This is a genomic window from Ruegeria sp. CDSC068 (assembly GCF_059610545.1).
In genome coordinates, this window is the sequence record NZ_JBXWNV010000002.1 from 400020 (window position 1) to 423104 (window position 23085).

The window sequence follows — 23085 nt, forward strand, 5'->3', positions numbered from 1 at the left end:
AAGTGCCCGCGCTGCAACCCGTTTTCACAGGCTCATCGCCAAAACCCTGCTGATTTCGGTTAGCGACCGGCCTGATTGATCCATCCATGTATTAAAGGCCTCTTGCACCGCAGCCATTGCCTTTTTCGAAGTCGCGGGTTTATCAACCACCCCTTCGGCAACCAGCCGCGCGGTCACATCTTGCGAGAGGATAAAACTGTCACGCCCTGAAAATCGCATGGCGTATTGGGCCGACGCGCCGCCCAGACGCGACCCGCGCTTAGCCAGCATCGCCAACAGACCGACGTAGTCTTCGGATGGCCATCCTCCAAGCACCTGACCCGCGCCGCCTTCATTACGCAGTTCCAGCAGAAATGCGGCATTGTCACGAACGGTCGCGATCTTGGTCCCGTTGCGCACAATGCTGGTATCCTGCAGCAAGGCGTCGAATTTCTCATCATCCATGAAGGCGCAGCGTCCGACATCGAAATCGTCAAATGCGATTTCAAACCCGTCCCACTTGTTTTCGATGACCTTCCAGTTGAACCCCGCCTGAAAGATGGATTTGGTGATAATCGAAAGCCAGCGATCTTCCGGCATCTCAGCAAGCTCGGCCAGGCTTTTGGGTTTGCTCAATTTTTCATTCAACGCATCCGGGCCACCATGGCGATTGGCAGCCATTACAAAAATTTCATCGAAATGATGCATCAATCATGTCCTCCACCGATAAAGTTGCCTGTTGAACGCTTCGTTGCAAGGTCTCAAAGAGAGTGAGGTTTTGGACATTTGGTGCGTCTAAGATCAAAATAAATGCAGAAAAATCGAACATCGAGCAAAGAAATGCTCGACAAAACAGGGGATTCGGGTTTGTGATTGACTCGTCAATCAAAGACCTGCGCCAGATATTTGTGTTAAACAAAAACGCGCGCGATCAGTACAACGCAGCGAGTGGGGACTTGCGGCTTAATACAAGGCGAAAAATTCCGCCTTTGTTCAAAGTGTTCACTTCCCTTTTGCGGCCAATATTGTGCATGTTGCGACATGGTATTGTCGTCTGTCCAACCTTCCGGCGCGCACCTGTGCGCTGAGGTGGACGAAAAACAAAAAAAGACAGGGAGAATGTCGATGAAAAAACTTAGTGTCAGCCTGTTGGCTATGATGGTAGCCGGTTCCGCTTACGCCGCCGATATGGGTGCCGTGGACGAGCCGATCAAACTGGCGATCAACGAATGGACCGGTCAGCACGTAACGACCCAAGTGGCGGGCGAGATGCTGAAAGCCGCGGGTTACAACGTCGAATATGTGACCGCTGGTATGATGAACCAGTTCCAGGCAATCGCGGATGGCGACATCACTGCGACGCTGGAAATCTGGTCGTCAAACGTATCGGACGAATACGCCAAGAAAATCGACGAAGGCACCGTCGTCGAAATTGGCGATCTGGGTCTGGATGCCAAGGAAGGCATCGCTTATCCGGCGCACGTGGCCGATCTGTGCCCCGGTCTGCCGGCATGGGAAGCGCTGAAGGATTGCGCGCAGGTCTTCGCGACCGCTGAAACTCTGCCCGGTGGTCGTCTGGTCGACTATCCTGCCGATTGGGGTACGCCCGGCGCCGACCGTATGACCGGTCTTGAACTGCCGTTCAAAGCTGTGCCTGCCGGTTCCGAAGGCGCTCTGATCGCCGAATTGCGCGCCTCGACCGAGCGCAAGTCGCCGCTGCTGATCACTTTCTGGCAGCCGCATTGGGCGATGTCGGCCTATGACGTTCAGTTCGTTGAATTGCCTGCCGGTGAAGAAGCTTGCTTTAACGATCCGGCTTGGGGACCGAACCCGAACGCCGTGAACGACTGCGATTTCTCGCCCTCGCGCATCTTCAAAGCCAGCTGGAACGGGATGGAAGAAAAATGGCCCGCGGCTTATGAAATCCTGTCCAACTATCAATTGGCGGTCGAGGACCAACAGCCGATGATGGGCGCGATCGACGTTGACGGCGGTAAAGTCGAAGAAGTTGTCGCCGAATGGATGGCTGCGAACGAAGACAAATGGCGTCCGGTTGTTGACGCGGCAACGCAGTGAGTTCGCATAAGTGACTGATGCGAATACGCCAGCCATTACCTGCCAGAATCTCTGGCAGGTTTTTGGTCAAGGCGCAGACAAAGCCCTGACCGACGCGCTGTCTCGGTCAGGGAATGACGCAGACAAAGCCGCCACCGATCTGCGCGAACAAGGGTTCATCCCGGCTGTTCAGGACGCAAATTTCGAAGTCAAAGAGGGCGAGCTCTTCGTCATCATGGGGCTGTCGGGATCGGGCAAGTCCACACTGATCCGCTGTATCTCGCAATTGCTGCCGGGCACGGGCGGCGAAATCCGTGTCGACGGCGAAAACGTTATCGGCGCGTCGAAGAAAGCGCTGACCGAATTGCGGCGCAAAAAACTGGGCATGGTGTTCCAGCATTTTGGCCTGTTTCCACACATGACTGTTGCGGACAACGTGGCCTATCCACTGCGCGTATCGGGCGTCGGCAAAAAGGAACGAATGGCCCGTGCGCAAGAGGTCATCACTCTGGTCGGACTGGAGGGGCGCGAGGACAGCTACCCGCGTCAGCTTTCCGGTGGTCAGCGTCAGCGCGTGGGAATTGCACGGTCTTTGGCGGTGAACCCGGACATCTGGTTTCTGGACGAGCCGTTCTCGGCCCTCGACCCGCTGATCCGCCGACAGCTGCAGGACGAATTCCTGCGCATTCAGGCGACGCTGAAGAAATCCATCGTCTTCATTACTCATGATATCCAAGAGGCGCTGAAACTGGCCGACCGCATCGCCATCATGCGCGATGGCAAGATCGTCCAGATCGGAACGCCGACGGATATCGTATTGCGCCCCGTAGATGATTACGTGCGCGAATTCTCGAAAGACGTGGCCAAGGGTCAGCACGCCAAGGTTGCCTCGGTCATGCGGGACGAGTCTGAACGTGGCCCGGATGATCCTGGCCTGACAACCTCGATGACGCTAGACGCCGCGTTGGCGCATTGCATGGAGCTTTATGAGCCCGTTCCTGTGCGAGATGAAAACGGCAATATTGTTGGCACGGTTCATCCTTCTGATCTTGCCGCCGCCCTTCAGGTGGATGAGACATGACTGCCGTGTCAGACATCCCCAGCAACAGCGCGATCCAATTGACGGTTGGCGCGAAGGCGGCATTAATCACAGTCGTTGTCGGCGCGATTTGCCTTGCGTTGGAGGGTCTTGCGCCTTGGCTGGTCAAGTGGCCCACCGCCTGGGAATTGCCCGCGACTGAGTGGGTTGGCGCGTTTTTGGACTGGTTTCTGAACGGCATCAAACCAGCGATGCGGTTGTTTTCCGATTTGATGGCATATCCCATGAACGGGGCTAATTTCGTATTAGGTAATACACCATGGCCCATCCTCATCGGTCTGGTAACGGCACTGGGCTGGTTCCTGGGCGGATTGCCCATGGCGGCGTTGGGTTTCTTTGGGCTGTGTTTCGTGCTGGCCTCGGGCTATTGGGCGGAGAGCATGAATACGCTGGCTCTGGTCGCTGTTTCGGTTCCTGTCGCGCTGATCGTGGGTGGTGCCATCGGCATTCTTGCCAACGAAGTGCCGCGAGTGAAGTCCTTTGTTCAGGCGGTGCTGGACGTAATGCAGACGGTTCCGACATTTGCCTATTTGACCCCGCTGTTGCTGTTGTTCGGCTTTGGTCCGGTCGTAGGGCTGATCGCTTCGGCCATCTATGCGGCCCCGCCAATGGCGCGCAACGTGATGCTGGGTCTGGAACGGGTCGAGCCCGAGATCAAAGAGGCAGCCATCATGTCCGGCGGCACGCGGTTTCAGCAGTTGTTTCAGGTCGAAATCCCCGCAGCGGCGACGCAGATCATGGTGGGCGTAAACCAATGCCTGATGGCTGCCCTTTCGATGGTCATCATCGCCGCCGTTATCGGCGGGTTCAACGACATCGGCTGGGAAGTCCTTCTGACCATGCGCAAGGCGCAGTTTGGTGAGTCGCTGATGGCCGGTCTCGTCATCGTGGTCTTTGCCGTGGTGATCGACCGGATGAGCGGCACGCTGGCGACAGAGCGTAAGCGCTATGATCAACGCGTTATCTGGGCGGTGTTGGGCTTTTCAACCCTGTTCACAGCCGCCTTCTGGGCATGGCTGCCGAACCCGTCCGAACTGACCCTGCTGGACCCGATGGCCGAGGCTGTCGATAGCGGCCTGACCGCGTTCACGCAAGCGAACGGTCCTTGGCTGGATGCGCTCAAGAACAACTCATTGTTCTATGTCCTGTTGCCACTGCGGATCGGTCTGGATCAGGCCGTTCTGCCGTTCACATGGGGTTTCCAGTGGACAGCTGGCATGAGCTTCGGCCTGTTCGCCGTCGGTGCGGTCATCGCCGCACTGATGGCATGGCGCGGTCATCTTACGGGCGGTTTGATCGTGCTGATCCTGATCGGAATGTTGGAAACTGGTATTGCAAACCTGCCATGGCCTTTCGTTCTTACCGGCGCTGCCGCGCTCAGCTATGTCGCGGGCGGCTGGCGTCTGGCGGCGCTTTCGGTGGGCTTGCTGTGCACCATCCTTGTTTCCGGCCTGTGGGAACGCGCCTTACTGTCGCTTTACCTCAGTGGGGCTGCAGTGTTTTCCTGCGCCGTGGCAGGCGGCTTGATCGGACTGGCTAGCGCGGTATGGGCGCCGGTCTGGAAGGTCGTTCGTCCAATTTGCGACATGCTGCAGACGATCCCGCTATTCGTATTCCTGATCCCGGTGTTGATGGTGTTCCAGATTGGCGAGTTCTCGGCCTTTCTGGCGATCTGTGCCTACGCAATCGTCCCGATGATCCGCTATACGCGGCACGGGCTGGTCAACACACCGGACGAGATGATGGAGGCCGCAATCTCAAGCGGTGCGACTGAGTGGCAGATCATGCGCGACGTGCGCGCGCCATATGCTGCGCCGACGATCCTGCTGGGGCTGAACCAGACCATCCTTTATGCCTTTGCCATGCTGGTGATTGCGGCGCTGATCGGGACCACTGGTCTGGGGCAGTCAATCTATCTCGCGCTGGGGCAGGCGGATGTGGGTCTGGGCATCTCGGCCGGTGCCGCTATGGCGATTCTGGCGCTCGTTGCCGACCGTATCGTACAGGGTTTTGCCGAAGAACGGCGCAAAGCGCTGGGACTGTGAAATGGGGCAGGGGCGGCGCGTCCGCCCCTTTTGCCCTGCACTTGATCTTAGACAAAGACCGGACAGCGTTCGGGAAGTAGACCGCGTGTAACACGTTCGGAGAATACGATGACCGGTTGGGCCTTCTTCCTCGCAGCACTGATCACCTTTCTTCTCAGCCATGCCATTCCGGTAAGACCGGCCGTACGCGGTCGGCTTATCGAAACACTGGGGCGCAAGGGATATTTCGCGGCATATTCCGCATTGTCCCTGTTGGTTCTCGTATGGCTAATCGTCGCCGCAGCCCAAGCGCCTTACGTTGAGGTCATACCACCGCTTGCCATTTTTCGCTGGGCACCACTCTTGGTGATGCCGATCGTGTGTTGGCTGGCGGTTGCAGGCTTGTCGATCCAAAACCCGTTCTCTTTTGGCGGGATGGGGCGCCGCGCCTTCGATCCTGAAAAACCGGGCATTCTGCGGACAACGCGCCACCCTATTCTTGTCGCCTTGATGCTGTGGGCAGTGGCGCATCTGCTGGCCAATGGCAGTCTGTCACACGTGATCCTGTTTGGCCTTTTTGCCGGTTTTTCTGTCTTAGGCATGGCCTTGATCGACCGCCGTAAACAACGCGATATGGGTATGGAATGGACTCGGTTGTCCCGCAATACAGGTCGTCTGTCGCTGCGCGCGCCGCGTCCTTGGACGCGCCCTTGGGTCTGGTTTGTTGCTATCATCATCTACATGGCCCTGCTTCATCTGCACGCGCCTGTGATCGGGTTGTCACCACTGCCGTAAAGCAAGAGAGTGGCCGCGCGAGTACTTGCGTGCTATCTGGAATGTCACAAATCTGTACTTAGGGGTCCTTAGATGCATCTGGCCTATGTCACTACCACCGACCGCGGCGCAACCGATCGCCTTTTAAGCGCGGTTGCCGAACACCTGCTCGCGAAAGGCGCGAGCCTTGCCGGAGTCGTGCAAACTAATACCGAATGCGCGGATAGCAGCAAGTGTGACATGGATGTTCGGGTTCTGCCCGAGGGAGAGACCATTCGCATCTCGCAATCCCTTGGTGAGCAGTCGCGCGGTTGCCGTTTGGATCCTGCTGCGTTGGAACAGGCCGTAGGATATGTGACGTCTTCGCTGGCCGATGCGCCGCAATTACTGATCATCAACAAATTCGGCAAGCACGAGGCTGACGGGCGTGGATTCCGCCCCGTGATTGCCGAAGCTCTGGCACTGGATATTCCCGTCCTTGTTGGTGTGAACGGTCTGAACAAAGAAAAATTCGACGCGTTCACTGGTGGTGCTGCCGAACAGATCGCACCTGATCCAGAAAGCATCATTGCATGGTTCGACCGCGTCACTGCGCAACGTGAGGCCGCGGCCTGACAAAGCTCCCGTCGGGTAAGCTTCTGTTTTCCTGACTTGTTTCGTGTCGCATGTGCTGCAATCCTCTCTCTCGGAGGAGACAGTGCATGTGGACCAACTGGGCCGGAAACCAGCGCACGGATACGCCAATAGCGCGCCCGACGTCGATTGCTGAACTGCAAAATGAGATCGCGCGACCCCAAAGCCTGCGGGTCTTGGGTGCGGGGCATTCCTTTACGCCAATCGTGGCCGGTGGTGACCGGATCGTGGACTTGTCTGATTTGGATCTGCCAACGCTTGGTGATGCCCGGCAGGATCGGGTGTGGGTCAACGCCAATGCGCGGTTGCGGGATCTGTCACCGGCGCTGGCGGACAAAGGACTGGCATTTCGAAACCTTGGGGATATCAACACCCAATCGCTGGCGGGTGCGGCGTCGACTGCGACGCATGGGACCGGGCGGGACTTGCCGTGCCTTGCGGCAGAAATCACTGCAGCCCAGATGATCGGAGCAAGTGGAGATATTCTGACCACGGATGATATCCCGCTTGAGATGGTACAGGTCAGTTTGGGGATGCTAGGCGTTCTGACCGAAGCGCAGATTTCAGTCGTGCCAAAATACAACTTACGTCGTCAGGTTCAGCTTGCCTCGGTCGAGGAAAGTCTGGCCACGATGCACCAGAATTGGACGGAGAACCGGAATTTCGAATTCTTCTGCATCCCGTTTACCGGAAAAACTGTCGAGCTACGTCACGCCATCATCGATGCCGCCGAAAGCAAGGCACCGCGCGATTTGGATATGATCGCTGTAAAAGTACTGAAACTTGCACGCAGCGCGGGGCGGATCAGCGAGGGTTTGCGCCGTGCGATGCTCAAGCTACTGACGCTTGCGCAGTCGGACGAGGATTACGTCGGCGAAAGCTGGCGGGTTTTGTGTAGCGACCGGCATATTCGTTTCAAGGAAATGGAATACCATCTGCCGCCAGATGTGGCTGGGGATGTTCTGCAAGAGATTCTGACGCGCCTGCACCGCGACCATAAGGATATCTACTTTCCGATCGAGGTGCGCCAGACCGCTGGTGACACGGCCTGTCTGTCTCCGTTCCAGGGTGGGCCGCGCATTTCCATTGCCATCCACACCGACGCAGCCGAGGATCATAAACGGTATTTCGAAGCCATTGAGCCGCTATTTGTCGAAGCAGGGGGCCGCCCTCATTGGGGCAAGTTGCACAATTTGACTTACAAAGACCTGTCCGTAATGTATCCGGGTTTTGACCAGTTTTGCGCGTTGCGCGAACAGCTCGATCCACAGGGTAAATTTCTGACGCCCTCGCTTGCTCGGTTGTTTCGACCATGAACGCAGCAGCCCTGAATGCTCTGTCAAATGTTCTGCGATCACACGGGGTCGACAAGCCCGTCGTCGTAGTGGACTTAGACTTGTTGGACGCCAATTGTGTTGTCGCGAACAGGGCTGCTGACGCTGGGCTGGCCCGCAGGCTGGTTGCCAAGTCTCTGCCCTGTCTTCCTTTGTTGGATTTCATTCGCGAGCGCATCTCGAGCTCTGGCCTGATGACGTTTTCCGAACCGATGTTGCAGGCGCTTTTGATGGCCGAGCCCGATACGGACCATCTGATCGGCAAGCCCTTGCCTGTCAGTACGGCTGCAAGGCTACTGACCACCAATCACGACGCGGCAAGGCGCGTTCAATGGTTGATCGACACCCCAGCTCGGCTTGGCGAATATCTGGCGTTGGCTTCAGATCGCCAGACGTCACTGCGTTTGTCTTTGGAGCTGGATATCGGCCTGCACCGTGGCGGGCTAAATTCTCAGAATGTCGCAGAACTTGCCCAACAAATAATAGCGCACCCATACGGGCAGCTTGCCGGGGTCATGGGTTACGAGGCGCATTTGGCGAAACTGCCCGGCATTCTGCGCAACCGCGCGGTTCGGGCCAGTGCAGATGCGTTCAACACAGCCGTCGCCGCTTTGCCGCGTGACGAGGATGGGTTGTGTCTGAACACAGGCGGCAGCCTGACCTTTCAATCCTACCTTGCCGAGGGTTCTGCGAATGAGGTGGCATTCGGCTCGGTCCTGGTAAAGCCCGGCGATTTTGACCACGCCACGACGCAGGCGTTTGACCCAGCCGCGTTCATTGCGACACCAGTTCTGAAAGTAATGCCGGGAAACGCATTGCCGGGTCTGGAGTTCTTGCCGCGACAAAAAACGGATATTGCGATCTTTGGCGGCCACTTCCTTGCCCAGCCGGTTTTCCCAGCAGCGTTTGGCTACTCAGCGGTCTTTGGCCGTTCAAGCAATCAGGAAGTGTGGACAGGCCCGCGTTCGGCAGACGTATCGCCGGGCGACATCGCACTGCTGCGCCCTGATCAAAGCGAGGCTGTGCTGACTCAGTTCGGCACCATTCTGGCCGTCCGAGGCGGGCAGGTGGTTAGTGAATGGCCATGCCTGCCTAACTAGGCGTCGGTTAATCTGCAAACACGGCTTCGGCGGCGCGGCGCGCCTCGGGGTCGCGTTTGATTTCTTGGTTGTCAGGAAGCTCGGCCAGTTCGGGCACCGACTGACGCAAGATCGCCGCGTTCAGCTCTCCATTTCGGCGCCGGGCAGGAGTGACGCCCATACTGCGCGAGATCAGGTATCTGTCGTTGAACGGATTGAGCGTAAAGTGACATGGCATCCCGTTCAGCATGGCACCCATTGTGTTTGGAAGGATGTTCTCAAGAAATGAAAGGTCATATGCGTTGGCGCGCGCTTCTGGCGGCAGTGTGTCAAGCCAAGTCATCACCTCACGCTGCCAAAAAACGGCTTGTTGAATGCCTTCGGGTGCCCTTAGGCGCAGACGTCGAACCAGATGAAGAAACCGAAACGCATCCTGCCTTTTCCACTGATTTGCACGGTTCATGTCCATGACGTTGCCGCGCAGAGAGATCTGGGCATCAGGGAGGAACGCATGCGCTGCCAATTCACGATACCCCATCGTCGACGTGTGCCCCCCCCGTGCGTAGGCCGAATAGTTTCTCATCTAAGCTCGGTGCATCCGAGGGGGCACGTTTTTCGGTCAACTTCATGCCGTCAATCAAATCGGGTTCGAATCCAAGTTTCTGTCCAATTTTCTGGGCAAGCAGACAATCCAGCGATGACAGATAGTTAACCCGGTGCGTATAAAACGCACTGACATGTTCAAGGTGCTCCTTGGCCGACGCGACCAGTGCCCGGCTGTCATACCCACCGGTAATCGGAATGGCGGACCGGCAAGATCGCGCAAGTGCACCAGCTGTCGCCCTGAGACGTGTCACTATTTCTGATGCAACAGTGTCAATATCTGCATCTGCGGTAAACGGCGCGTCCGATTGGGGCCAATGGCGATATTGCTGATACCGGTCCAGGGTCAGCGAATGACTTGGTCGGGCCAGCCGAAGATCGCGGTCAGCAGTGAAGCCTAAAGAAAAGTTAGTTGCCCCCGACATGACGTCCTCGACCCGGATATAGCGACCTGGCTCAATGGGTCGGTCCAGCGCCAAGAAAAGGTGATGAGCCGATTAGGCCCGTCTTAGGGTAATAGAAAAAGGACAATTCCAGTGTAGGATCGAAGTATAGCCTTTGTTCCCGCCTGAGCCTGCTGAATATGACAAAAGCGCCCGGCCAGGTTTTTAAGCCAGTCTTCCAAATCGCGCCAAGTCGGACTGGCACCAAGACCGACCAGTGTATCGCCTGCTATGACCGTTCCGGTGTCGACCGCGATCCCCAGAATCAACAGCTGTGGGCCAGCGTCGGCGCAATCGCGTAGCGTTCTGCCAAGGTCAACAATTTGCAACAGAGCCTCGCAATCGAAGGCCAGTGCAAACGAAAATGCTTGGATCGAGGGATCTCTATGTGATTGGAAAGTGGTGGGCGACCCTGGAATCGAACCAGGCGTGCGTCTCCGCGAGGGAGTTACAGTCCCCTGCCACACCTTGCGGCCTGTCGCCCACTGTCAGGCGTTGCACCTGACGTGGAGGCGTGATTACTAGCGCCTTGAAGAAGCGTCAACAGGAAAATTTGGCTTTGACGCAGGAAACCGAATTCCCGGCCCGGAGGCCCAAGAAATGAAGAAACCCAAGTGGGTCGTTGAAAAGGAACAGGCGCGCAAAGCTGCGGCGTCTGAAACCGTTTGGCTGTTCGGTTTGCATGCCGTTCGGGATGCTTTGATGAACCCGAACCGGCAGAAACTGAAACTGATTGTGACGCGGAACGCACGGGATAAACTGGCAGAAGCGATTGAATTTGCAGGGATTGAGGCCGAAATGGTCGATCCGCGAAAATTCACCGCGCCCATTGATCCCGGTTCAGTCCATCAGGGGGCTGCACTTGAGGTCAAGCCGCTGGATTGGGGCGGGCTGGCTGAAAATTGCATTGGGCGTGAGCATCCCAGGGTGATTTTATTGGACCGCGTTACCGACCCGCACAATGTTGGGGCGATTCTTCGCTCGGCCGAAGTGCTTGGAGCCAGTGCCGTGATCGGTACGCGACACCATTCGGCCCCGGAAACCGGAGCGCTGGCCAAAACCGCGAGTGGAGCACTGGAGCGTCAGCCCTATCTGCGCGTGCGCAATCTGGCGGATACCATTGTCGAGCTGCAGAACATGGGCTTTCTGGTATTGGGTCTGGACGGTGAGGCCGAACAAACCATCGAGACGGCGTTGGGCGGCAAACTGGACCAACCTGTCGCGTTGGTGCTGGGGGCCGAAGGACCCGGCCTGCGGCAAAAGACCAAGGAAACTGTCAATCAACTGGTGAAAATCGACGCAGCCGGTGGGTTTGGTTCTCTTAACGTCTCAAATGCTGCCGCAATTGCCTTATATGCTTCAAGGCATCGATAGACAGGAGAGAGCCATTACCAGCCCGACCAAAATCGCTACTTGCTGTTACTGCGGAACGCGCGCTGCGTTGGTTCTGAAAGGGAAGCAACGCCACGAACTCAGCTGCTCTAGCTGTGGGGCCCCTTTGCATGACCTCAAGATGGTTCCCAAGCGCAAGCTGAGCAATGACAAGCCAAAGCGCGACAGCTACAAAACCGCTACCGCATACAAGTCCAAAAAGAAAAAGAAGAAAAAGGGGATTTTTGCGCGCGTCATTGATGAAGCATGGGATGTGGTCGAGGATATCTTTGACTGACGCGGGATAAAGCGACACGAGCGTTCACAACCGCGTTAATAGGGGTGTTTCGCGCGACAAAAGATTGCATTTTGATACCCTGAATTTGTAATCCTGAGCATGTGATGCCAATCAAACGTTTCATACTTGGCGCGATAGCCGCCGTTGCCCTTCTTTCTGCCGCCCAAGCACAGGACATGCCCGTCTTCTATGAGGCGGACGGTGCCGTCATGGCCGGCTACGACCCTGTCTCATATTTTCTTGAGGAAACGCCGGTCCGCGGATTGCCAGAATATTCTGTGATCTGGAAGGGGGCTGAGTGGCATTTCGCCTCGGCCGAGAATCGCGATCTGTTTGAAAGCAATCCTCGCGCCTTTTCCCCTCAGTTCGGGGGCTACTGCGCCTATGCCATGGCGCAAGGTATCTTAAAAAGCACCGATCCGATGCTTTGGGACATGGTGGAAGGCCGGCTGTACCTGACCCACTCGCCTGAGATTGAGCAGCTCTGGCGTGGAGATCGTGCAGAATACATTCACATGGCCGAGGAAAACTGGCCTGTGGTGCTGTATCAAGACTAGGCGAATTTCCGCCTTCTTTGGGCTGTCATCACAAAAATGCGACGCCCCTCTTTTTTTCTCTAAACTTATGCCTAAATGTCACAGTGACCGCGGAACGGAACTGCCGCGGGTCATTTCACTGTCCCTCGTTCCAACAACTGGCGCTCAGGTTCGACCTGAGCGCTTTTTTCTTTGCTGCGCCAAGTCTAGGGTGCCCGCATGCCGAATTACACAGACCCATTCCTGAAAGACATCCTGCGTCGCACCAAGGTGATTGCTGTCGTGGGCGTTTCGATGAACCCGGTGCGGCCCAGCTATTATGTCGCTCGGTATCTTTCACTTAAGGGATACACGGTGATCCCGGTGAACCCAGGTCATGCCGGGAAAGTACTTTTCGGGCAGACCGTTCGCGCGTCATTGTCCGAGATTACTCAGCCGGTCGATATGGTTGACATCTTTCGCCGTTCCGAAGCTGTTCCGTCAATAGTCGACGAAGCACTGTCTTCTTTTCCCAACCTATGCACGATCTGGATGCAGATCGGCGTTGAACACCCCGAAGCCGCAGCCAAAGCACAGGCGCGCGGCGTGGATGTGGTGATGAATCGCTGCCCTAAAATCGAATATCAGCGCCTGTTCGGTGAGCTGCGCATGGGTGGATTCGCGACCGGAGTGATTTCTTCCAGACTGTGAAGGTTAGCCGCCGACATACGGCAGCAATTCCCCGTATTGTTCCTGGCGGCGCTTTTCCAGAACAACGCTTCGGGGCACCCACTCATACTTGGTGTCTTCCACCAAGGGCGACCAGAACAGAACACCGCCGTACCGCCATGGGTCCAGCACCACGCCTTCGTACATCGTCTCGCCCTTGCGGCTGATGATGGCTGTGCTGTGGTCGATTCTGAACTGGTTGTCCGCATTTGCTATCGCACGGTGCAAGTCCAGCGTCCGGAAGTTCTCTTGCTTCAGTCGACGTTCGATATCCTCGGCCCAATGCCAACACAGCCCACGCGGGCGTAGACCCTTGTTGACCTTGGCATTGTGGATCAGCGGAGGGTCAGTAATTTCGTATTCCTGAACCAGCTGCGCAGTATAGGAATAGGCGATGCGGGCCGCGCGGTCGGCTTCTTCGGGGTCGATGTCGGGACCAAGGCTGCGGATTTCCGTTGCCAGTCTTTGAACTTCATCACCGGTCGTGCGCGGCGGCGCCGAACACGCGGTAATCATCACAAGCGAAAGCAAAGCCATTACACTGGCCAGAGCCCTGGTCATTCCCGCGTTCCTCGGTCGGTCCCACACTGGTCCCTGACTATACAGGGCAGGGCGGCAGGACGGAACCCGCGCTTAGGTCTTTGGGCGTGATGCCTTTTCCGCGATTCCGCTTGTGCCCTGGCGTCGGGCCAACTCGGCCAAAACGTCATCCAGCGCCACGTCCCGCGCGGCCAGCATGACCAACAGGTGATAGAGGACATCCGCAGCCTCGGCGGTCAGCTTGTCCTTGTCGCCTTTGACGGCTTCGATGATGGCCTCAACAGCCTCTTCCCCGAACTTCTCGGCACATTTCTCTGGCCCCTTGGCCAGCAGTTTTGCGGTCCAGCTAGAGTCGGGCTCGGCACCTTTGCGGGTCTCAATTGTCGCGGCCAGATCGTGCAGGATGTTCATGTCAGCCTCATGGGGATGCCAGCCGCAGCCATGTGTTCTTTGGCTTCGCGGATGGTGTATTCGCCGAAATGGAAGATCGAGGCCGCCAGCACGGCACTGGCCCCGCCTTCTGTCACACCTTCGACCAGATGATCCAGGTTGCCTACGCCGCCAGAAGCAATCACCGGCACGTCCACCGCGTCCGAGATCGCGCGGGTCAGCGGCAGATTGAAGCCTGCCTTGGTGCCGTCGCGGTCCATTGAGGTCAAAAGGATTTCGCCAGCCCCTTTGGCGACAACGGTTTTGGCGAACTCAACCGCGTCGATACCGGTCGGCTTGCGGCCACCGTGGGTGAAGATCTCCCACTTGCCTGGGCTGGTTGTTTTTGCGTCGATGGCACACACAATACACTGGCTGCCGAACTGATCGGCAGCTTCTGCGATGACATCCGGATTGGCGACAGCGGCCGAATTGAAGCTGACTTTGTCCGCGCCAGCCAGCAACAGCGCCCGAACGTCGTCTTTGGTACGAACGCCTCCGCCAACCGTTAGCGGAACAAAGCATTGTTCTGCCGTGCGCTGAACCACATCGAACATGGTGCCACGATTTTCATGGGTGGCATGAATGTCCAAAAAACAGATCTCATCCGCGCCTGCTGCGTCATAGGCTTTGGCCGACTCTACAGGATCGCCCGCGTCACGCAGGCCAACGAAATTGACACCTTTGACAACACGGCCATCGGCGACATCCAGGCAGGGAATGATACGGGTTTTCAGCATACCGGCGTCCTTTGTTGGCGCACCTGTATCGGCAAAACCCCGCCTTTTCCAGTACCGTTAGGGCGCGTTGCGGAAAATGGCGGGGTCAATCATTGGCTAAGATCTTGCGCCGGTTCTATTGCTTGTTGTCCTTTAGCAATTTGAGCGCAGACAGAAGATTGGCCTTGTCGTCCGTCCACGGCTCACCTCCATCCGAAACCACGGCCTTCCATTTTCCGCTCTCGACAAAACTGTCGATCTTAGACTGGTCTTGGCTGGCAATCATCACATGGGATTCGTGCGCGCCAAGTTCATTGCTGTCCGGCTCGATCTGATGAAACTGACTGGCGGTATGAAGCCCAAGCTTGCCTGCAATGCGCGCTAGCGGGTCAACCAAGTCGTAGTAGCGATTGGTGATGTGGAAAACCAGAATCCCGTCATCAACCAGTCGATCCATGTACATCCGCACCGCTTCTTCAGTTGTCAGATGCAGGGGGATTGCGTCAGAGCTGTAGGCGTCCAGAACGAGTACATCGAAGGTATAGTCTGTCTGCGCCAGGACGATACGAGCGTCACCAAGATGCGTTGGCGAGTTTGGTGCACATTCCGAGATGTAGGTGAAAAGGGATGGGTCGCGCGCCACTTGATCCACCATGGCGTCGATTTCAAAGAAGGCCCATTCCTGCGATGGAAGTTTGTAGCAGGCCAGGGCCCCAACTCCGAGGCCGATAATGCCAATGCTGTCGGCGTCACGCCCGAAATCGGATGTTATGACCTGAGCGATCGGACCGTTGGGGTAGAAGTATGACTTCGGCGTTGGTTTTTCGCCAAATTCTGATTCCAATTGCAAACCGTGCAGAGTGGTCCCGTTTTGATAAATTCTCAGGCCCGCTTCCGAGTACACCCTATGGGTTCCAAAGAAGCTCCGATCCTGAAGTAGCGAACCCTTATGTGGCCAAAGGACCGGCAGCATCAGCGCCGCGATGATGGCGACGATACGTGCAGGTTGACTGCGAAACAGGATCAATGCACCCAGCAGCATTGCGGTTGCGACAAGTGCACTCAGAGGCCCGTCTGCAATAAGGTCAACTCCATCGATCATGCCGAACAGAAGAAGGATCGGGTAGCTGACTATCAGACCGATCGCCAGGTTTCTGGGCGTAACTGTTCCTTTTCCTATCAAGAGCAATCCGCTGGCCAAGAACAGTGTCAGCTGCGCCTCGACTTCTTGGGCAAATGCCAAAGGGGCAAGGATTGAATTGAACAATCCACCGAATGCGCCGCCTACCGACAGCGCGATGTAGAACACTGTAAGCTGTTCTGCTGGCGGCCTCATTTCGTAAAGCAACCTGTGCGCATACAGGGCGATTACGAACAGTACGGGGACGTACAACAAAAAGACGATTGGGCCCGAATGGTGGCCGATTTTGTTGGACAGCAAGACTACACCTGTCGCCAGTGCCAAAATCATTGGAACGTGTAGAGATTTCGCGCTTAGTCTTTTCAATTTCGCAAAGGCGAAAATGAAGGAAAGAAGGTAAGTTGCCAGAGGCACAACCCAGATAAGCGGGATTGACCCCAGATCTGTGCTGGCTTTCGTGGTAAATGACAGCATCAGAGATGAAGGTACAAAGGCGATCACAATCCAGGTTGCAATCTGCTTCATTCTTGGGGTGCTCTTCGCGATATCAGCTGCGATCGGCGCAATGACGCTGCTCGATCCGCGCAGCGCAATAAGGCCACTTATCGCCATTAACCCACCGAAGATGACAAACCCGATGGACCAAATGTTACTGGTCGCACTGGCACCCAGAAGGGGGTCTGCCAGCAAAGGAAAAGCCAAAAGAGCCAGCAGGGAACCGACGTTACTTGCGCTGTATAGGAAATAGGGGTCGTCTGCCGAAGGCCCACCGGACCGTGAATACCACGCCTGAAGCAATGGCGCATTGGCAGAAAGAACCGCAAATGGCAGGCCGACACCCAGGGCAAACAACTTAAGGGTTTGCAGCGCGGTCGAGCTGGATGCGTCATAACTCCAGCCGTCGCTTATTGTGAGGGGCAGGTATGTCAGTGCAGCCGCCCAAAGTGCCAGGTGAGTCACAAGCTGCCAGCGCAAGGGGATCCATTTCGTCAACACATGGGCGTAAATGTAGCCAACGATCAGAACCACCTGAAAGAACAGCATAGCGGTCGTCCAAACCGCAGGAGCGCCACCAATTTGCGGCAAGACCAGCTTGGCAAACAGGGGCTGAACAAAAAACAATAGAGAAGCGCTGACAAAAACTGTGGTGCAAAAGCTGAATATGATCGCAATTCTGAACCAAGAATTGTTCGAATATTCTGTGCTGGTAATACTCACGGTGGAATTCCCTGCTCGAGTTCTTTTGCGAACTGCTACAGGCGAATTAAGACGAAGTTTGGGCCAAGCTGGGTAAAATATCTGTCAGAATGGGTTATTGTTCTCGAATACGGGACGGTCTGCGCGGGTTTCAAAGTTGCGAGGGGTCGGGTGCGTGGCAAGGCTTCGCCGATGCCGGAGATGTGATTGCAAGTTCGCGAAAAGCTGAGACAATTTGGATGAAATTTACAGAAGGAAACCCGATATGCGAAATCTGATATTGGCAACAATTTTGACTTTTGGAGGGGCGATGTCTGCCATGGCTGACGACATCATCAAAGTAAACACGAACAAATCGGTGCAAGAGGCGTTGGACGCGCTAGAAGCTGCCGTTGGCAATGCGGGCGCGACCGTCTTTGCACGCGTCGATCATGCAGCTGGTGCGGAAAAGGTCGGTCTGACCATCCCCGCCAATCAGGTTCTGATCTTTGGCAACCCGGCACTGGGTACGCCCGCGATGCAGATTGATCCACGTGCCGGGCTTTTCCTGCCGCTCAAAGTGCAGGCATACGAAGACGAGACCGGGCAGGTCTGGCTGGCCTATGAGGACCCGAAAGAGACGATGGATGAGCTCGACGAAGTCGAGAAATCACCTGTCATCGAAAAGATGCGCGGTGCGCTTGCAAAACTGACTTCGGTTGCGGCCGAGTGATCAGCTTAAGGCGCGAATGGCCTCGGAAAGGTCAATCGCGCCATCATAAAGCGCCCGGCCCGAGATCGCGCCGTCCAATGCCACGCCACAATCACGCAGGGCGATCAGATCATCCAGCGAACTGACCCCACCCGAGGCGATGACCGGGATTGACACCGCACGGGCCAAATCTGCCGTTGCCTGGATGTTCGGCCCCTGCATCGCCCCGTCGCGATTAATGTCGGTATAGATGATGGCCGCAACGCCTGCGTCCTCGAAACTGCGGGCCAGATCGGTGACCTTCACGTTGGTCTCTTCGGCCCAGCCCTTGGTGGCCACCATGCCGTCGCGCGCATCGATGCCGACAGCAACTTTGCCCGGAAACTCCTTGGCAGCTTCACGCACCAGATCGGGGTTTTCGACCGCCACGGTGCCCAGAATCACGCGCGCCAGACCTTTGTCGATCCATGTCTCAATCGTGGACATGTCGCGAATGCCACCGCCCAACTGCGCGGGCACGTTGCATTCTCTCAGGATCGCTTCAACCGGGGCGGCGTTGACCGGCTCACCCGCGAAAGCGCCGTTCAGATCGACGAGGTGAAGCCATTCACAGCCTGCCTCGACAAAAGCACGGGCCTGTGCCGCCGGGTTTTCGTTGAACACCGTTGCCTTATCCATTTCACCACGCAGCAGGCGTACGGCCTGTCCGTCTTTGAGGTCGATGGCGGGGTAGAGGATCATGTCAGGCGGCCCTATATCTGATTTGTTCGCGCGGGATATCGCACATGCGGGGCAGGGGATGCAACGCGACGCCAAGTCAATCTTGCCGGAATTGCCCAGCCGGGCCAGACTGAGCAGAAATAAGGGAGGAAATCATGAAAACATTCACACTTGCAGCCGGGTTTGCGGTATTGGCCAGCGCTGCTTTTGCAGCCGATCCGGTTGACGGTCTTTGGAAGACTCAGCCCGGGGATACCGGTGGGTATCTACACGTTTCGATTTCGGAATGCGGCAGCGCGATTTGTGGCACCATCGACACCGCCTTTGACAAAGACGGTAATGAGCAGCTGGCGTATGAAAACCTCGGCAAGCAGATCATCTGGGATATGGTGCCCGATGGCGGCGGCAGCTATAGCGGCGGCAAGATCTGGGCCCCGGACCGGGACAAGACCTACAGCTCGAAAATGACGCTGGACAGCCAGAACAAGCTGACCGTCAAAGGCTGTGCTGTAGGCGGTCTCGTGTGTCGCGGGCAGGACTGGACGCGGGTTCAGTAACCGCTCAGGGCGTCCAGGTCAGGAAGTTCCCGATCATCCGCAGGCCCACATCCTGACTTTTCTCAGGGTGAAACTGCATCCCAACCATTGTGTCGCGGCCGATCACGGCCGTGACCTCCTGCCCATAATCCACAAAGGCCAGACGCTGCGCCGGATCGGTGACACGGAAATGGTAGGAGTGCACGAAATAGGTGTGATCGCCTGATTGCACCCCGGCAAAGACCGGGTGCTCGTTTTCCAGAACCAGATCGTTCCAGCCCATATGCGGTACTTTCAGCGCACTATCTGACGGCTCGATCCGCACCACATCGCCTGCAACCCAGCCAAGACCGTCGGTCTCGCGATATTCGTGACCCTTGGAGGCCATCAATTGCATGCCGACGCAGATGCCCAGAAAGGGGCGGCCTTTCTGTTCGACGGCCTCGACCATCGCGTCGTAGATGCCTTTGTGCCCGCGCAGCTCATTCGCGCAGGCGGGAAAAGCGCCGTCACCGGGTAGAACCAGCCGGTCCGCACGGGCAACCACCTCCGCGTCCGAGGTTACGACAACTTCACCCGCGTCCATCTCGCGCGCCATGCGCTGAAACGCCTTTTCGGCCGAGTGCAGATTGCCACTTTCGTAGTCGATAATGGCCGTCAGCATCTACAACGCGCCCTTCGTGGACGGAATCGCGTCCGCCTTGCGCGGATCGGTTTCGACCGCCAAACGCAACGCACGCGCGACGGCCTTAAACGCGGCCTCGGCGATGTGGTGGCTGTTGAAGCCGTGCAACTGGTCGATGTGCAGCGTGATGCCGCCGTGGGTGCTCAGCGCCTGAAAGAACTCGCGCACCAATTCGGTGTCAAAGTTGCCGATATTGGGTGTCGGCAGGTCCACGTTCCAGATCAGAAATGGACGCGCGGACAAGTCCAGAGCGCAGCGTACTTGCGCGTCATCCATGGGCAGGTGGCACTCGCCATAGCGTCGGATACCCTTCTTGTCGCCCAATGCCTGTGTCAGCGCCTGACCCAGTGCAATACCGGTATCTTCGACAGTGTGGTGGTCGTCGATGTGGTAATCACCCTTGGCGCGGATCGTCATGTCGATCAGCGAATGGCGCGCAAGTTGGTCCAGCATGTGATCGAAGAACCCAACACCGGTTTGGTTGTCATAGGTGCCGGTTCCGTCAAGATTGACCTCGACCGAAATCTCGGTCTCGGCGGTTTGACGGCTGATCTTTGCGCTGCGCATGGGCGAATTCCTTTTGCTACAGGCGCGCTTATAGACGGGGATTGGTCGGCTTATCCAGACCAAGCGTTGCTTTCACTACAATCTGTTGCAGGGGATTGCGCCCGGTGACGTGCCATGCCAGCCTGCCGGAAACTCAATCAACAGGTCCAAAACATGTCCACCTGCGTTTTCATTCAGATCCGCTGCACACCCGGCACCACCTATAAGGTCGCCGAAGAGATCGCGCTGCGCGAGATTCACTCCGAGCTTTACTCGACCAGCGGCGAATATGACCTGCTACTCAAGCTCTACATCCCTGAAACCGACGATGTCGGTCATTTCATCAATGAAAACCTGCTTGTGATCCCGAATATCGAGCGTTCGCTGACCACTATGACCTTCAAGGCGTTCTGAGTCAGGCCGAAGCGTCGGACACGGAACCTTGTGGCGCGGCACATGCCAAAATCGCGCCATTGCGCGCCTGCTGATCAGTTGTTCCTGCCCGGAGCAACTGATGCACACCGAACAATACCATCAGCGGAATGCCAAGCGAGACCAGATAGTTTTCTCCGGCCAATTGCGACCAAACCACACCGAAAGCGCAGACAATCAGCAAAACGGCAGAGTGCGTGTTTCTCTGTTTTGTCCCATTGGTCTGATAGTTCAGGAATCCGTTCGTTCTGAACAAGGTCAAAACGACACCCGTCAAGAAAACGCTCATAATAACGAGGGTCGCGATGTTCCGGGTCAAAATCGTCGCCGTGTCGCGATAGCCAAGCAAGATCAGGCATTCGATCAGTGGCGTGATCGCCACCATGAAGAGATTGATACCAAGTAAAATGGGCTGTGGACGCAGCGTTTTCCTGACATAGGTAACGCAAACCGAGGCGGCCAGAACCGTGCCGATCCACCCGGCCAATCGCATATCATCCGTGGCCCGAAACAAAAGCATGAAAACCACGCCCGGCAGATTCTCAAACATCTCAAGCAGCAATCGCTTTTGGGTATCGCTGGGCATTCTATAGATTTCCTTTTTGTAAATGCGCTTTTGGAATGTCGAGTGTGGGGTTAATTTACCCCAGTTCGAATGTTGTGATGCCGTAAATCCGGTCCAGATCAATATTTGGTGCGTGGCTGGAATACATGCGACCTGTTTCGAAGACTTTGGTCAAACCCAACTGTTGCGCCATTGCCATAGCATGCGCGTTGGGGTTGGGCATGTCGATGAAGACCTCCGCATCCATCTGATCGGCGGGAAGTGTAGCCAGCAGTGACATTAAAAGGGCTTGTGCGATCTCGGGATTGTTCGCAAATAGGGGGCCGACCTTGTACCCGCTCAAACATCGCCGCAGGGTTGCATAGCCCTTGATCTGACCATCTTCTTCGAACACGCGAGAGACGTGGCTGGGCGCACCGAGCCAGGCGTGAAGGAATGTGTCGCGCGGTGCAGGGAACAGGCCCCGATCATACGACCTCAGATCATCTGACAGGGCGCTGAGGGGTGTGATCTGATCGTGAAGGGACCGGCCCAGTTGATCTAGGATTTTACCCACCGTGCCCGAGAAGCGGTAATTGTCATAGGCCAGCTCGAACCCGAATTTTCGATAATTGTCCTGCTGTTCGACGACACCGTCCATGCCCATGTTCCGGTGCTGGCAATGCGCCTTGACCGCCTCGGCAACCTGCAGCCCATATCCCGATCCGCGATACTCGGGTTGCACGATATAAAAGCCTAAAAACGAGTAGTTATTGTCATAATTCACAGCAGAGGCCGATGCGATCATCTGCCCATCCAGGAAACCGCCCTTAAACCCTTCAGGGTCGGAACCGCGAAAGCAGACCGCGTCGTGTAGCCCTGGGTTCCAGCCTTCCTGGCCGGCCCAATCGACGGCCGTTTGTACTTCGTCTTCAGTCAAAGCGCGAATAACGTATTCTGGCATCAGCGCACCTCTGTTGTGATTGCGTGCCATTCGAGAATGCCGCAACACCAGACAAAGAACCAGCATGTTCAGAGAGGTTTGTATCTGGAGCGGGCGAGGCGATTCGAACGCCCGACCCTAACCTTGGCAAGGTTATGCTCTACCCCTGAGCTACGCCCGCATCAGATACATATTTTCGACCATTCGGTCTCTCAATGGAGCGGGCGAGGCGATTCGAACGCCCGACCCTAACCTTGGCAAGGTTATGCTCTACCCCTGAGCTACGCCCGCGCCGTTGAGTGAGGAGGGGTGTATTAATTCCCAAGCAGGGCTTCAAGCGGAAAAAACAAAAAAGAGGAAAATTCTTTGCGACGGAAACGCGCCTCTTAACCGTTCAAGAACCAGAGCATCCAAGAATAAGAACGGTGGAGGTGACGAAAATGACGTATACTAAGGATCTGAAGATGGCGGCCCTGGCGGCGATGATTTTGCTGGCTACGGCGGTGTCTGGCAAAGGCGAGAATCGAATGGGCGATGTCGAATCAATTTTTACGGAATCCCCTCGAATCGAAACGCAGATTTTGACGGGGTAATCCCCGCCATCCGGTTCACAGCGCCATCAAAAGGCTGGCTATGGCTGCTACCACAATCACGGCGAAGGTCAGCAACATGCCGATCTGGCGCAGAATCACGATCTGCGGTTTGCGGCCGAACCCATAGGCATGCAGCACGCGCCCGGCCAGAATGCCAAGGCCCAACAGATTGACCAACCAGCCACCGGCGCCCTGCAGCTCGACCATGGCGATCAGCAACAGGGCAAACGGTGCATATTCGGCAAAGTTGGAATGCGTGCGCATCACTTTGAGCATGTCGGTGTTACCACCATCGCCGTAAGAAATCTTGTCGCCGCGGCGCTGCATGATGACCCGCACACTGAGCGCGACATAGAGAAGTGCCAGCAATGCGGCATAGACTGGGGTGATGGACAGCATGGTCTGCTCCTTTCAGGATCAAAAAAGGGCCGCC

At 56.5% G+C, this 23085-nt stretch carries 28 protein-coding genes and 3 tRNA genes; 15 read left to right on the top strand and 16 right to left on the bottom strand.

Annotation, left to right across the window (positions count from 1 at the left end; translation table 11 throughout):
• Positions 1-24: 24 nt before the first annotated feature.
• Positions 25-687: a DNA-3-methyladenine glycosylase I gene (locus AC2FID_RS06680; protein WP_496836002.1), complete on the bottom strand. Its 663-nt coding sequence runs from the start codon at positions 685-687 to the stop codon at positions 25-27.
• Between the two features lie 417 nt (positions 688-1104).
• Between AC2FID_RS06680 and AC2FID_RS06685 the strand changes: the two genes are divergently transcribed.
• From AC2FID_RS06685 to AC2FID_RS06715, 7 genes are all read left to right on the top strand, one after another.
• Positions 1105-2055, top strand: a complete 951-nt coding sequence (locus tag AC2FID_RS06685) for an ABC transporter substrate-binding protein (protein WP_058275748.1) — start codon at positions 1105-1107, stop codon at positions 2053-2055.
• 10 nt (positions 2056-2065) lie between these two features.
• The gene (locus tag AC2FID_RS06690; RefSeq protein WP_058275679.1) at positions 2066-3115 is read left to right on the top strand and encodes a quaternary amine ABC transporter ATP-binding protein; all 1050 of its coding nucleotides are present in this window, start codon (positions 2066-2068) and stop codon (positions 3113-3115) included.
• Positions 3112-5178: an ABC transporter permease gene (locus tag AC2FID_RS06695; RefSeq protein WP_496836004.1), complete on the top strand. Its 2067-nt coding sequence runs from the start codon at positions 3112-3114 to the stop codon at positions 5176-5178. Before AC2FID_RS06690 ends, AC2FID_RS06695 begins: the two co-directional genes overlap by 4 nt.
• Before the next feature lie 108 nt (positions 5179-5286).
• Complete coding sequence (locus tag AC2FID_RS06700; protein WP_496836006.1) at positions 5287-5952, top strand: NnrU family protein; 666 nt, start codon at positions 5287-5289, stop codon at positions 5950-5952.
• Positions 5953-6024: 72 nt separating this feature from the next.
• Entirely contained in the window at positions 6025-6546 is a 522-nt protein-coding gene (locus tag AC2FID_RS06705) for a DUF2478 domain-containing protein (RefSeq protein WP_496755033.1), read from the top strand.
• Positions 6547-6632: 86 nt separating this feature from the next.
• On the top strand, positions 6633-7880 hold the full coding sequence (locus tag AC2FID_RS06710; RefSeq protein ID WP_496836008.1) for a D-arabinono-1,4-lactone oxidase: 1248 nt from the start codon (positions 6633-6635) through the stop codon (positions 7878-7880).
• Positions 7877-8998, top strand: coding sequence for an alanine racemase (locus AC2FID_RS06715; protein WP_496836010.1), 1122 nt, complete (start codon positions 7877-7879; stop codon positions 8996-8998). Before AC2FID_RS06710 ends, AC2FID_RS06715 begins: the two co-directional genes overlap by 4 nt.
• Positions 8999-9005: 7 nt before the next feature.
• On the opposite strand, the gene AC2FID_RS06720 is transcribed toward AC2FID_RS06715, so the two are convergent.
• From AC2FID_RS06720 to AC2FID_RS06730, 3 genes are all read right to left on the bottom strand, one after another.
• Complete coding sequence (locus AC2FID_RS06720) at positions 9006-9515, bottom strand: PX domain-containing protein (protein WP_496836012.1); 510 nt, start codon at positions 9513-9515, stop codon at positions 9006-9008.
• Positions 9502-10005 (bottom strand): hypothetical protein, encoded by a 504-nt coding sequence (locus AC2FID_RS06725; RefSeq protein WP_496836013.1) that lies wholly within the window; start codon positions 10003-10005, stop codon positions 9502-9504. Before AC2FID_RS06725 ends, AC2FID_RS06720 begins: the two co-directional genes overlap by 14 nt.
• Before the next feature lie 418 nt (positions 10006-10423).
• Positions 10424-10507 (bottom strand) — tRNA-Tyr (locus AC2FID_RS06730).
• A 116-nt stretch (positions 10508-10623) separates the two neighbouring features.
• On the opposite strand from AC2FID_RS06730, the gene rlmB reads away from it, so the two are divergent.
• The 4 genes from rlmB (at position 10624) to AC2FID_RS06750 (ending at position 12918) form a co-directional block, all read left to right on the top strand.
• Positions 10624-11397: a 23S rRNA (guanosine(2251)-2'-O)-methyltransferase RlmB gene (gene rlmB, locus AC2FID_RS06735; protein ID WP_496836015.1), complete on the top strand. Its 774-nt coding sequence runs from the start codon at positions 10624-10626 to the stop codon at positions 11395-11397.
• Positions 11378-11692 carry a hypothetical protein gene (locus AC2FID_RS06740; RefSeq protein WP_200833257.1) on the top strand — a complete coding sequence of 105 codons (315 nt, stop codon included), beginning with the start codon at positions 11378-11380 and terminating at the stop codon, positions 11690-11692. Before rlmB ends, AC2FID_RS06740 begins: the two co-directional genes overlap by 20 nt.
• 104 nt (positions 11693-11796) lie before the next feature.
• Complete coding sequence (locus AC2FID_RS06745) at positions 11797-12249, top strand: YHS domain-containing (seleno)protein (protein WP_282151636.1); 453 nt, start codon at positions 11797-11799, stop codon at positions 12247-12249.
• A 198-nt stretch (positions 12250-12447) separates the two neighbouring features.
• Positions 12448-12918, top strand: coding sequence for a CoA-binding protein (locus AC2FID_RS06750; protein ID WP_496836017.1), 471 nt, complete (start codon positions 12448-12450; stop codon positions 12916-12918).
• A gap of 3 nt (positions 12919-12921) precedes the next feature.
• Here AC2FID_RS06750 and AC2FID_RS06755 read toward each other — a convergent pair whose 3' ends face one another.
• The 4 genes from AC2FID_RS06755 to AC2FID_RS06770 form a co-directional block, all read right to left on the bottom strand.
• The gene (locus tag AC2FID_RS06755; RefSeq protein WP_282168843.1) at positions 12922-13497 is read right to left on the bottom strand and encodes a hypothetical protein; all 576 of its coding nucleotides are present in this window, start codon (positions 13495-13497) and stop codon (positions 12922-12924) included.
• A 72-nt stretch (positions 13498-13569) separates the two neighbouring features.
• Positions 13570-13887 carry a phosphoribosyl-ATP diphosphatase gene (locus AC2FID_RS06760; protein WP_282151633.1) on the bottom strand — a complete coding sequence of 106 codons (318 nt, stop codon included), beginning with the start codon at positions 13885-13887 and terminating at the stop codon, positions 13570-13572.
• A complete protein-coding gene (gene hisF / locus AC2FID_RS06765) occupies positions 13884-14645 on the bottom strand; it encodes an imidazole glycerol phosphate synthase subunit HisF (RefSeq protein WP_282151632.1) in 762 nt (253 codons plus the stop codon). The genes AC2FID_RS06760 and hisF overlap by 4 nt, the downstream gene beginning before the upstream one ends.
• 115 nt (positions 14646-14760) lie before the next feature.
• Positions 14761-16983, bottom strand: a complete 2223-nt coding sequence (locus tag AC2FID_RS06770) for a fused MFS/spermidine synthase (RefSeq protein ID WP_496835935.1) — start codon at positions 16981-16983, stop codon at positions 14761-14763.
• Between the two features lie 244 nt (positions 16984-17227).
• Between AC2FID_RS06770 and AC2FID_RS06775 the strand changes: the two genes are divergently transcribed.
• Entirely contained in the window at positions 17228-17674 is a 447-nt protein-coding gene (locus tag AC2FID_RS06775; protein ID WP_282119114.1) for a DUF302 domain-containing protein, read from the top strand.
• Here the strand turns inward: AC2FID_RS06775 and hisA are convergent, their stop codons facing one another.
• Entirely contained in the window at positions 17675-18394 is a 720-nt protein-coding gene (hisA, locus tag AC2FID_RS06780; RefSeq protein ID WP_282168841.1) for a 1-(5-phosphoribosyl)-5-[(5-phosphoribosylamino)methylideneamino]imidazole-4-carboxamide isomerase, read from the bottom strand.
• A 134-nt stretch (positions 18395-18528) separates the two neighbouring features.
• On the opposite strand from hisA, the gene AC2FID_RS06785 reads away from it, so the two are divergent.
• On the top strand, positions 18529-18930 hold the full coding sequence (locus AC2FID_RS06785; protein WP_058274317.1) for a DUF2147 domain-containing protein: 402 nt from the start codon (positions 18529-18531) through the stop codon (positions 18928-18930).
• 4 nt (positions 18931-18934) lie between these two features.
• On the opposite strand, the gene hisH is transcribed toward AC2FID_RS06785, so the two are convergent.
• Positions 18935-19573: an imidazole glycerol phosphate synthase subunit HisH gene (gene hisH, locus AC2FID_RS06790; protein ID WP_496836021.1), complete on the bottom strand. Its 639-nt coding sequence runs from the start codon at positions 19571-19573 to the stop codon at positions 18935-18937.
• Positions 19574-20161: an imidazoleglycerol-phosphate dehydratase HisB gene (gene hisB / locus AC2FID_RS06795; protein ID WP_496836023.1), complete on the bottom strand. Its 588-nt coding sequence runs from the start codon at positions 20159-20161 to the stop codon at positions 19574-19576.
• 153 nt (positions 20162-20314) lie between these two features.
• Here hisB and AC2FID_RS06800 point away from each other — a divergent pair, with 153 nt between their 5' ends.
• Positions 20315-20554, top strand: a complete 240-nt coding sequence (locus tag AC2FID_RS06800) for an Lrp/AsnC family transcriptional regulator (protein ID WP_058274459.1) — start codon at positions 20315-20317, stop codon at positions 20552-20554.
• 1 nt (position 20555) lies between these two features.
• On the opposite strand, the gene AC2FID_RS06805 is transcribed toward AC2FID_RS06800, so the two are convergent.
• The 4 genes from AC2FID_RS06805 to AC2FID_RS06820 form a co-directional block, all read right to left on the bottom strand.
• Positions 20556-21158 (bottom strand): hypothetical protein, encoded by a 603-nt coding sequence (locus tag AC2FID_RS06805; protein ID WP_282168839.1) that lies wholly within the window; start codon positions 21156-21158, stop codon positions 20556-20558.
• Between the two features lie 55 nt (positions 21159-21213).
• Entirely contained in the window at positions 21214-22080 is an 867-nt protein-coding gene (locus tag AC2FID_RS06810) for a GNAT family N-acetyltransferase (protein WP_496836025.1), read from the bottom strand.
• An 85-nt stretch (positions 22081-22165) separates the two neighbouring features.
• A tRNA-Gly gene (locus tag AC2FID_RS06815) sits at positions 22166-22240 on the bottom strand.
• 35 nt (positions 22241-22275) lie between these two features.
• Positions 22276-22350 (bottom strand) — tRNA-Gly (locus AC2FID_RS06820).
• Positions 22351-22523: 173 nt separating this feature from the next.
• Between AC2FID_RS06820 and AC2FID_RS06825 the strand changes: the two genes are divergently transcribed.
• Positions 22524-22652: a hypothetical protein gene (locus tag AC2FID_RS06825; protein ID WP_496836027.1), complete on the top strand. Its 129-nt coding sequence runs from the start codon at positions 22524-22526 to the stop codon at positions 22650-22652.
• A 15-nt stretch (positions 22653-22667) separates the two neighbouring features.
• Here AC2FID_RS06825 and AC2FID_RS06830 read toward each other — a convergent pair whose 3' ends face one another.
• Positions 22668-23051 carry an MAPEG family protein gene (locus tag AC2FID_RS06830; RefSeq protein ID WP_082637226.1) on the bottom strand — a complete coding sequence of 128 codons (384 nt, stop codon included), beginning with the start codon at positions 23049-23051 and terminating at the stop codon, positions 22668-22670.
• Between the last annotated feature and the right edge of the window lie 34 nt (positions 23052-23085).

Excerpts from the sequence above, each read along its gene's own strand:
- AC2FID_RS06680 (WP_496836002.1), bottom strand. The coding sequence starts at position 687 with ATGCATCATTTCGATGAAATTTTTGTAATGGCTGCCAATCGCCATGGT.
- AC2FID_RS06685 (WP_058275748.1), top strand. The coding sequence starts at position 1,105 with ATGAAAAAACTTAGTGTCAGCCTGTTGGCTATGATGGTAGCCGGTTCC.
- AC2FID_RS06695 (WP_496836004.1), top strand. The coding sequence starts at position 3,112 with ATGACTGCCGTGTCAGACATCCCCAGCAACAGCGCGATCCAATTGACG.
- AC2FID_RS06700 (WP_496836006.1), top strand. The coding sequence starts at position 5,287 with ATGACCGGTTGGGCCTTCTTCCTCGCAGCACTGATCACCTTTCTTCTC.
- AC2FID_RS06705 (WP_496755033.1), top strand. The coding sequence starts at position 6,025 with ATGCATCTGGCCTATGTCACTACCACCGACCGCGGCGCAACCGATCGC.
- AC2FID_RS06710 (WP_496836008.1), top strand. The coding sequence starts at position 6,633 with ATGTGGACCAACTGGGCCGGAAACCAGCGCACGGATACGCCAATAGCG.
- AC2FID_RS06715 (WP_496836010.1), top strand. The coding sequence starts at position 7,877 with ATGAACGCAGCAGCCCTGAATGCTCTGTCAAATGTTCTGCGATCACAC.
- AC2FID_RS06720 (WP_496836012.1), bottom strand. The coding sequence starts at position 9,515 with ATGGGGTATCGTGAATTGGCAGCGCATGCGTTCCTCCCTGATGCCCAG.
- AC2FID_RS06725 (WP_496836013.1), bottom strand. The coding sequence starts at position 10,005 with ATGTCGGGGGCAACTAACTTTTCTTTAGGCTTCACTGCTGACCGCGAT.
- rlmB (WP_496836015.1), top strand. The coding sequence starts at position 10,624 with ATGAAGAAACCCAAGTGGGTCGTTGAAAAGGAACAGGCGCGCAAAGCT.
- AC2FID_RS06740 (WP_200833257.1), top strand. The coding sequence starts at position 11,378 with ATGCTTCAAGGCATCGATAGACAGGAGAGAGCCATTACCAGCCCGACC.
- AC2FID_RS06745 (WP_282151636.1), top strand. The coding sequence starts at position 11,797 with ATGCCAATCAAACGTTTCATACTTGGCGCGATAGCCGCCGTTGCCCTT.
- AC2FID_RS06750 (WP_496836017.1), top strand. The coding sequence starts at position 12,448 with ATGCCGAATTACACAGACCCATTCCTGAAAGACATCCTGCGTCGCACC.
- AC2FID_RS06755 (WP_282168843.1), bottom strand. The coding sequence starts at position 13,497 with ATGACCAGGGCTCTGGCCAGTGTAATGGCTTTGCTTTCGCTTGTGATG.
- AC2FID_RS06760 (WP_282151633.1), bottom strand. The coding sequence starts at position 13,887 with ATGAACATCCTGCACGATCTGGCCGCGACAATTGAGACCCGCAAAGGT.
- hisF (WP_282151632.1), bottom strand. The coding sequence starts at position 14,645 with ATGCTGAAAACCCGTATCATTCCCTGCCTGGATGTCGCCGATGGCCGT.
- AC2FID_RS06775 (WP_282119114.1), top strand. The coding sequence starts at position 17,228 with ATGCGAAATCTGATATTGGCAACAATTTTGACTTTTGGAGGGGCGATG.
- hisA (WP_282168841.1), bottom strand. The coding sequence starts at position 18,394 with ATGATCCTCTACCCCGCCATCGACCTCAAAGACGGACAGGCCGTACGC.
- AC2FID_RS06785 (WP_058274317.1), top strand. The coding sequence starts at position 18,529 with ATGAAAACATTCACACTTGCAGCCGGGTTTGCGGTATTGGCCAGCGCT.
- hisH (WP_496836021.1), bottom strand. The coding sequence starts at position 19,573 with ATGCTGACGGCCATTATCGACTACGAAAGTGGCAATCTGCACTCGGCC.
- hisB (WP_496836023.1), bottom strand. The coding sequence starts at position 20,161 with ATGCGCAGCGCAAAGATCAGCCGTCAAACCGCCGAGACCGAGATTTCG.
- AC2FID_RS06800 (WP_058274459.1), top strand. The coding sequence starts at position 20,315 with ATGTCCACCTGCGTTTTCATTCAGATCCGCTGCACACCCGGCACCACC.
- AC2FID_RS06805 (WP_282168839.1), bottom strand. The coding sequence starts at position 21,158 with ATGCCCAGCGATACCCAAAAGCGATTGCTGCTTGAGATGTTTGAGAAT.
- AC2FID_RS06810 (WP_496836025.1), bottom strand. The coding sequence starts at position 22,080 with ATGCCAGAATACGTTATTCGCGCTTTGACTGAAGACGAAGTACAAACG.
- AC2FID_RS06825 (WP_496836027.1), top strand. The coding sequence starts at position 22,524 with ATGGCGGCCCTGGCGGCGATGATTTTGCTGGCTACGGCGGTGTCTGGC.
- AC2FID_RS06830 (WP_082637226.1), bottom strand. The coding sequence starts at position 23,051 with ATGCTGTCCATCACCCCAGTCTATGCCGCATTGCTGGCACTTCTCTAT.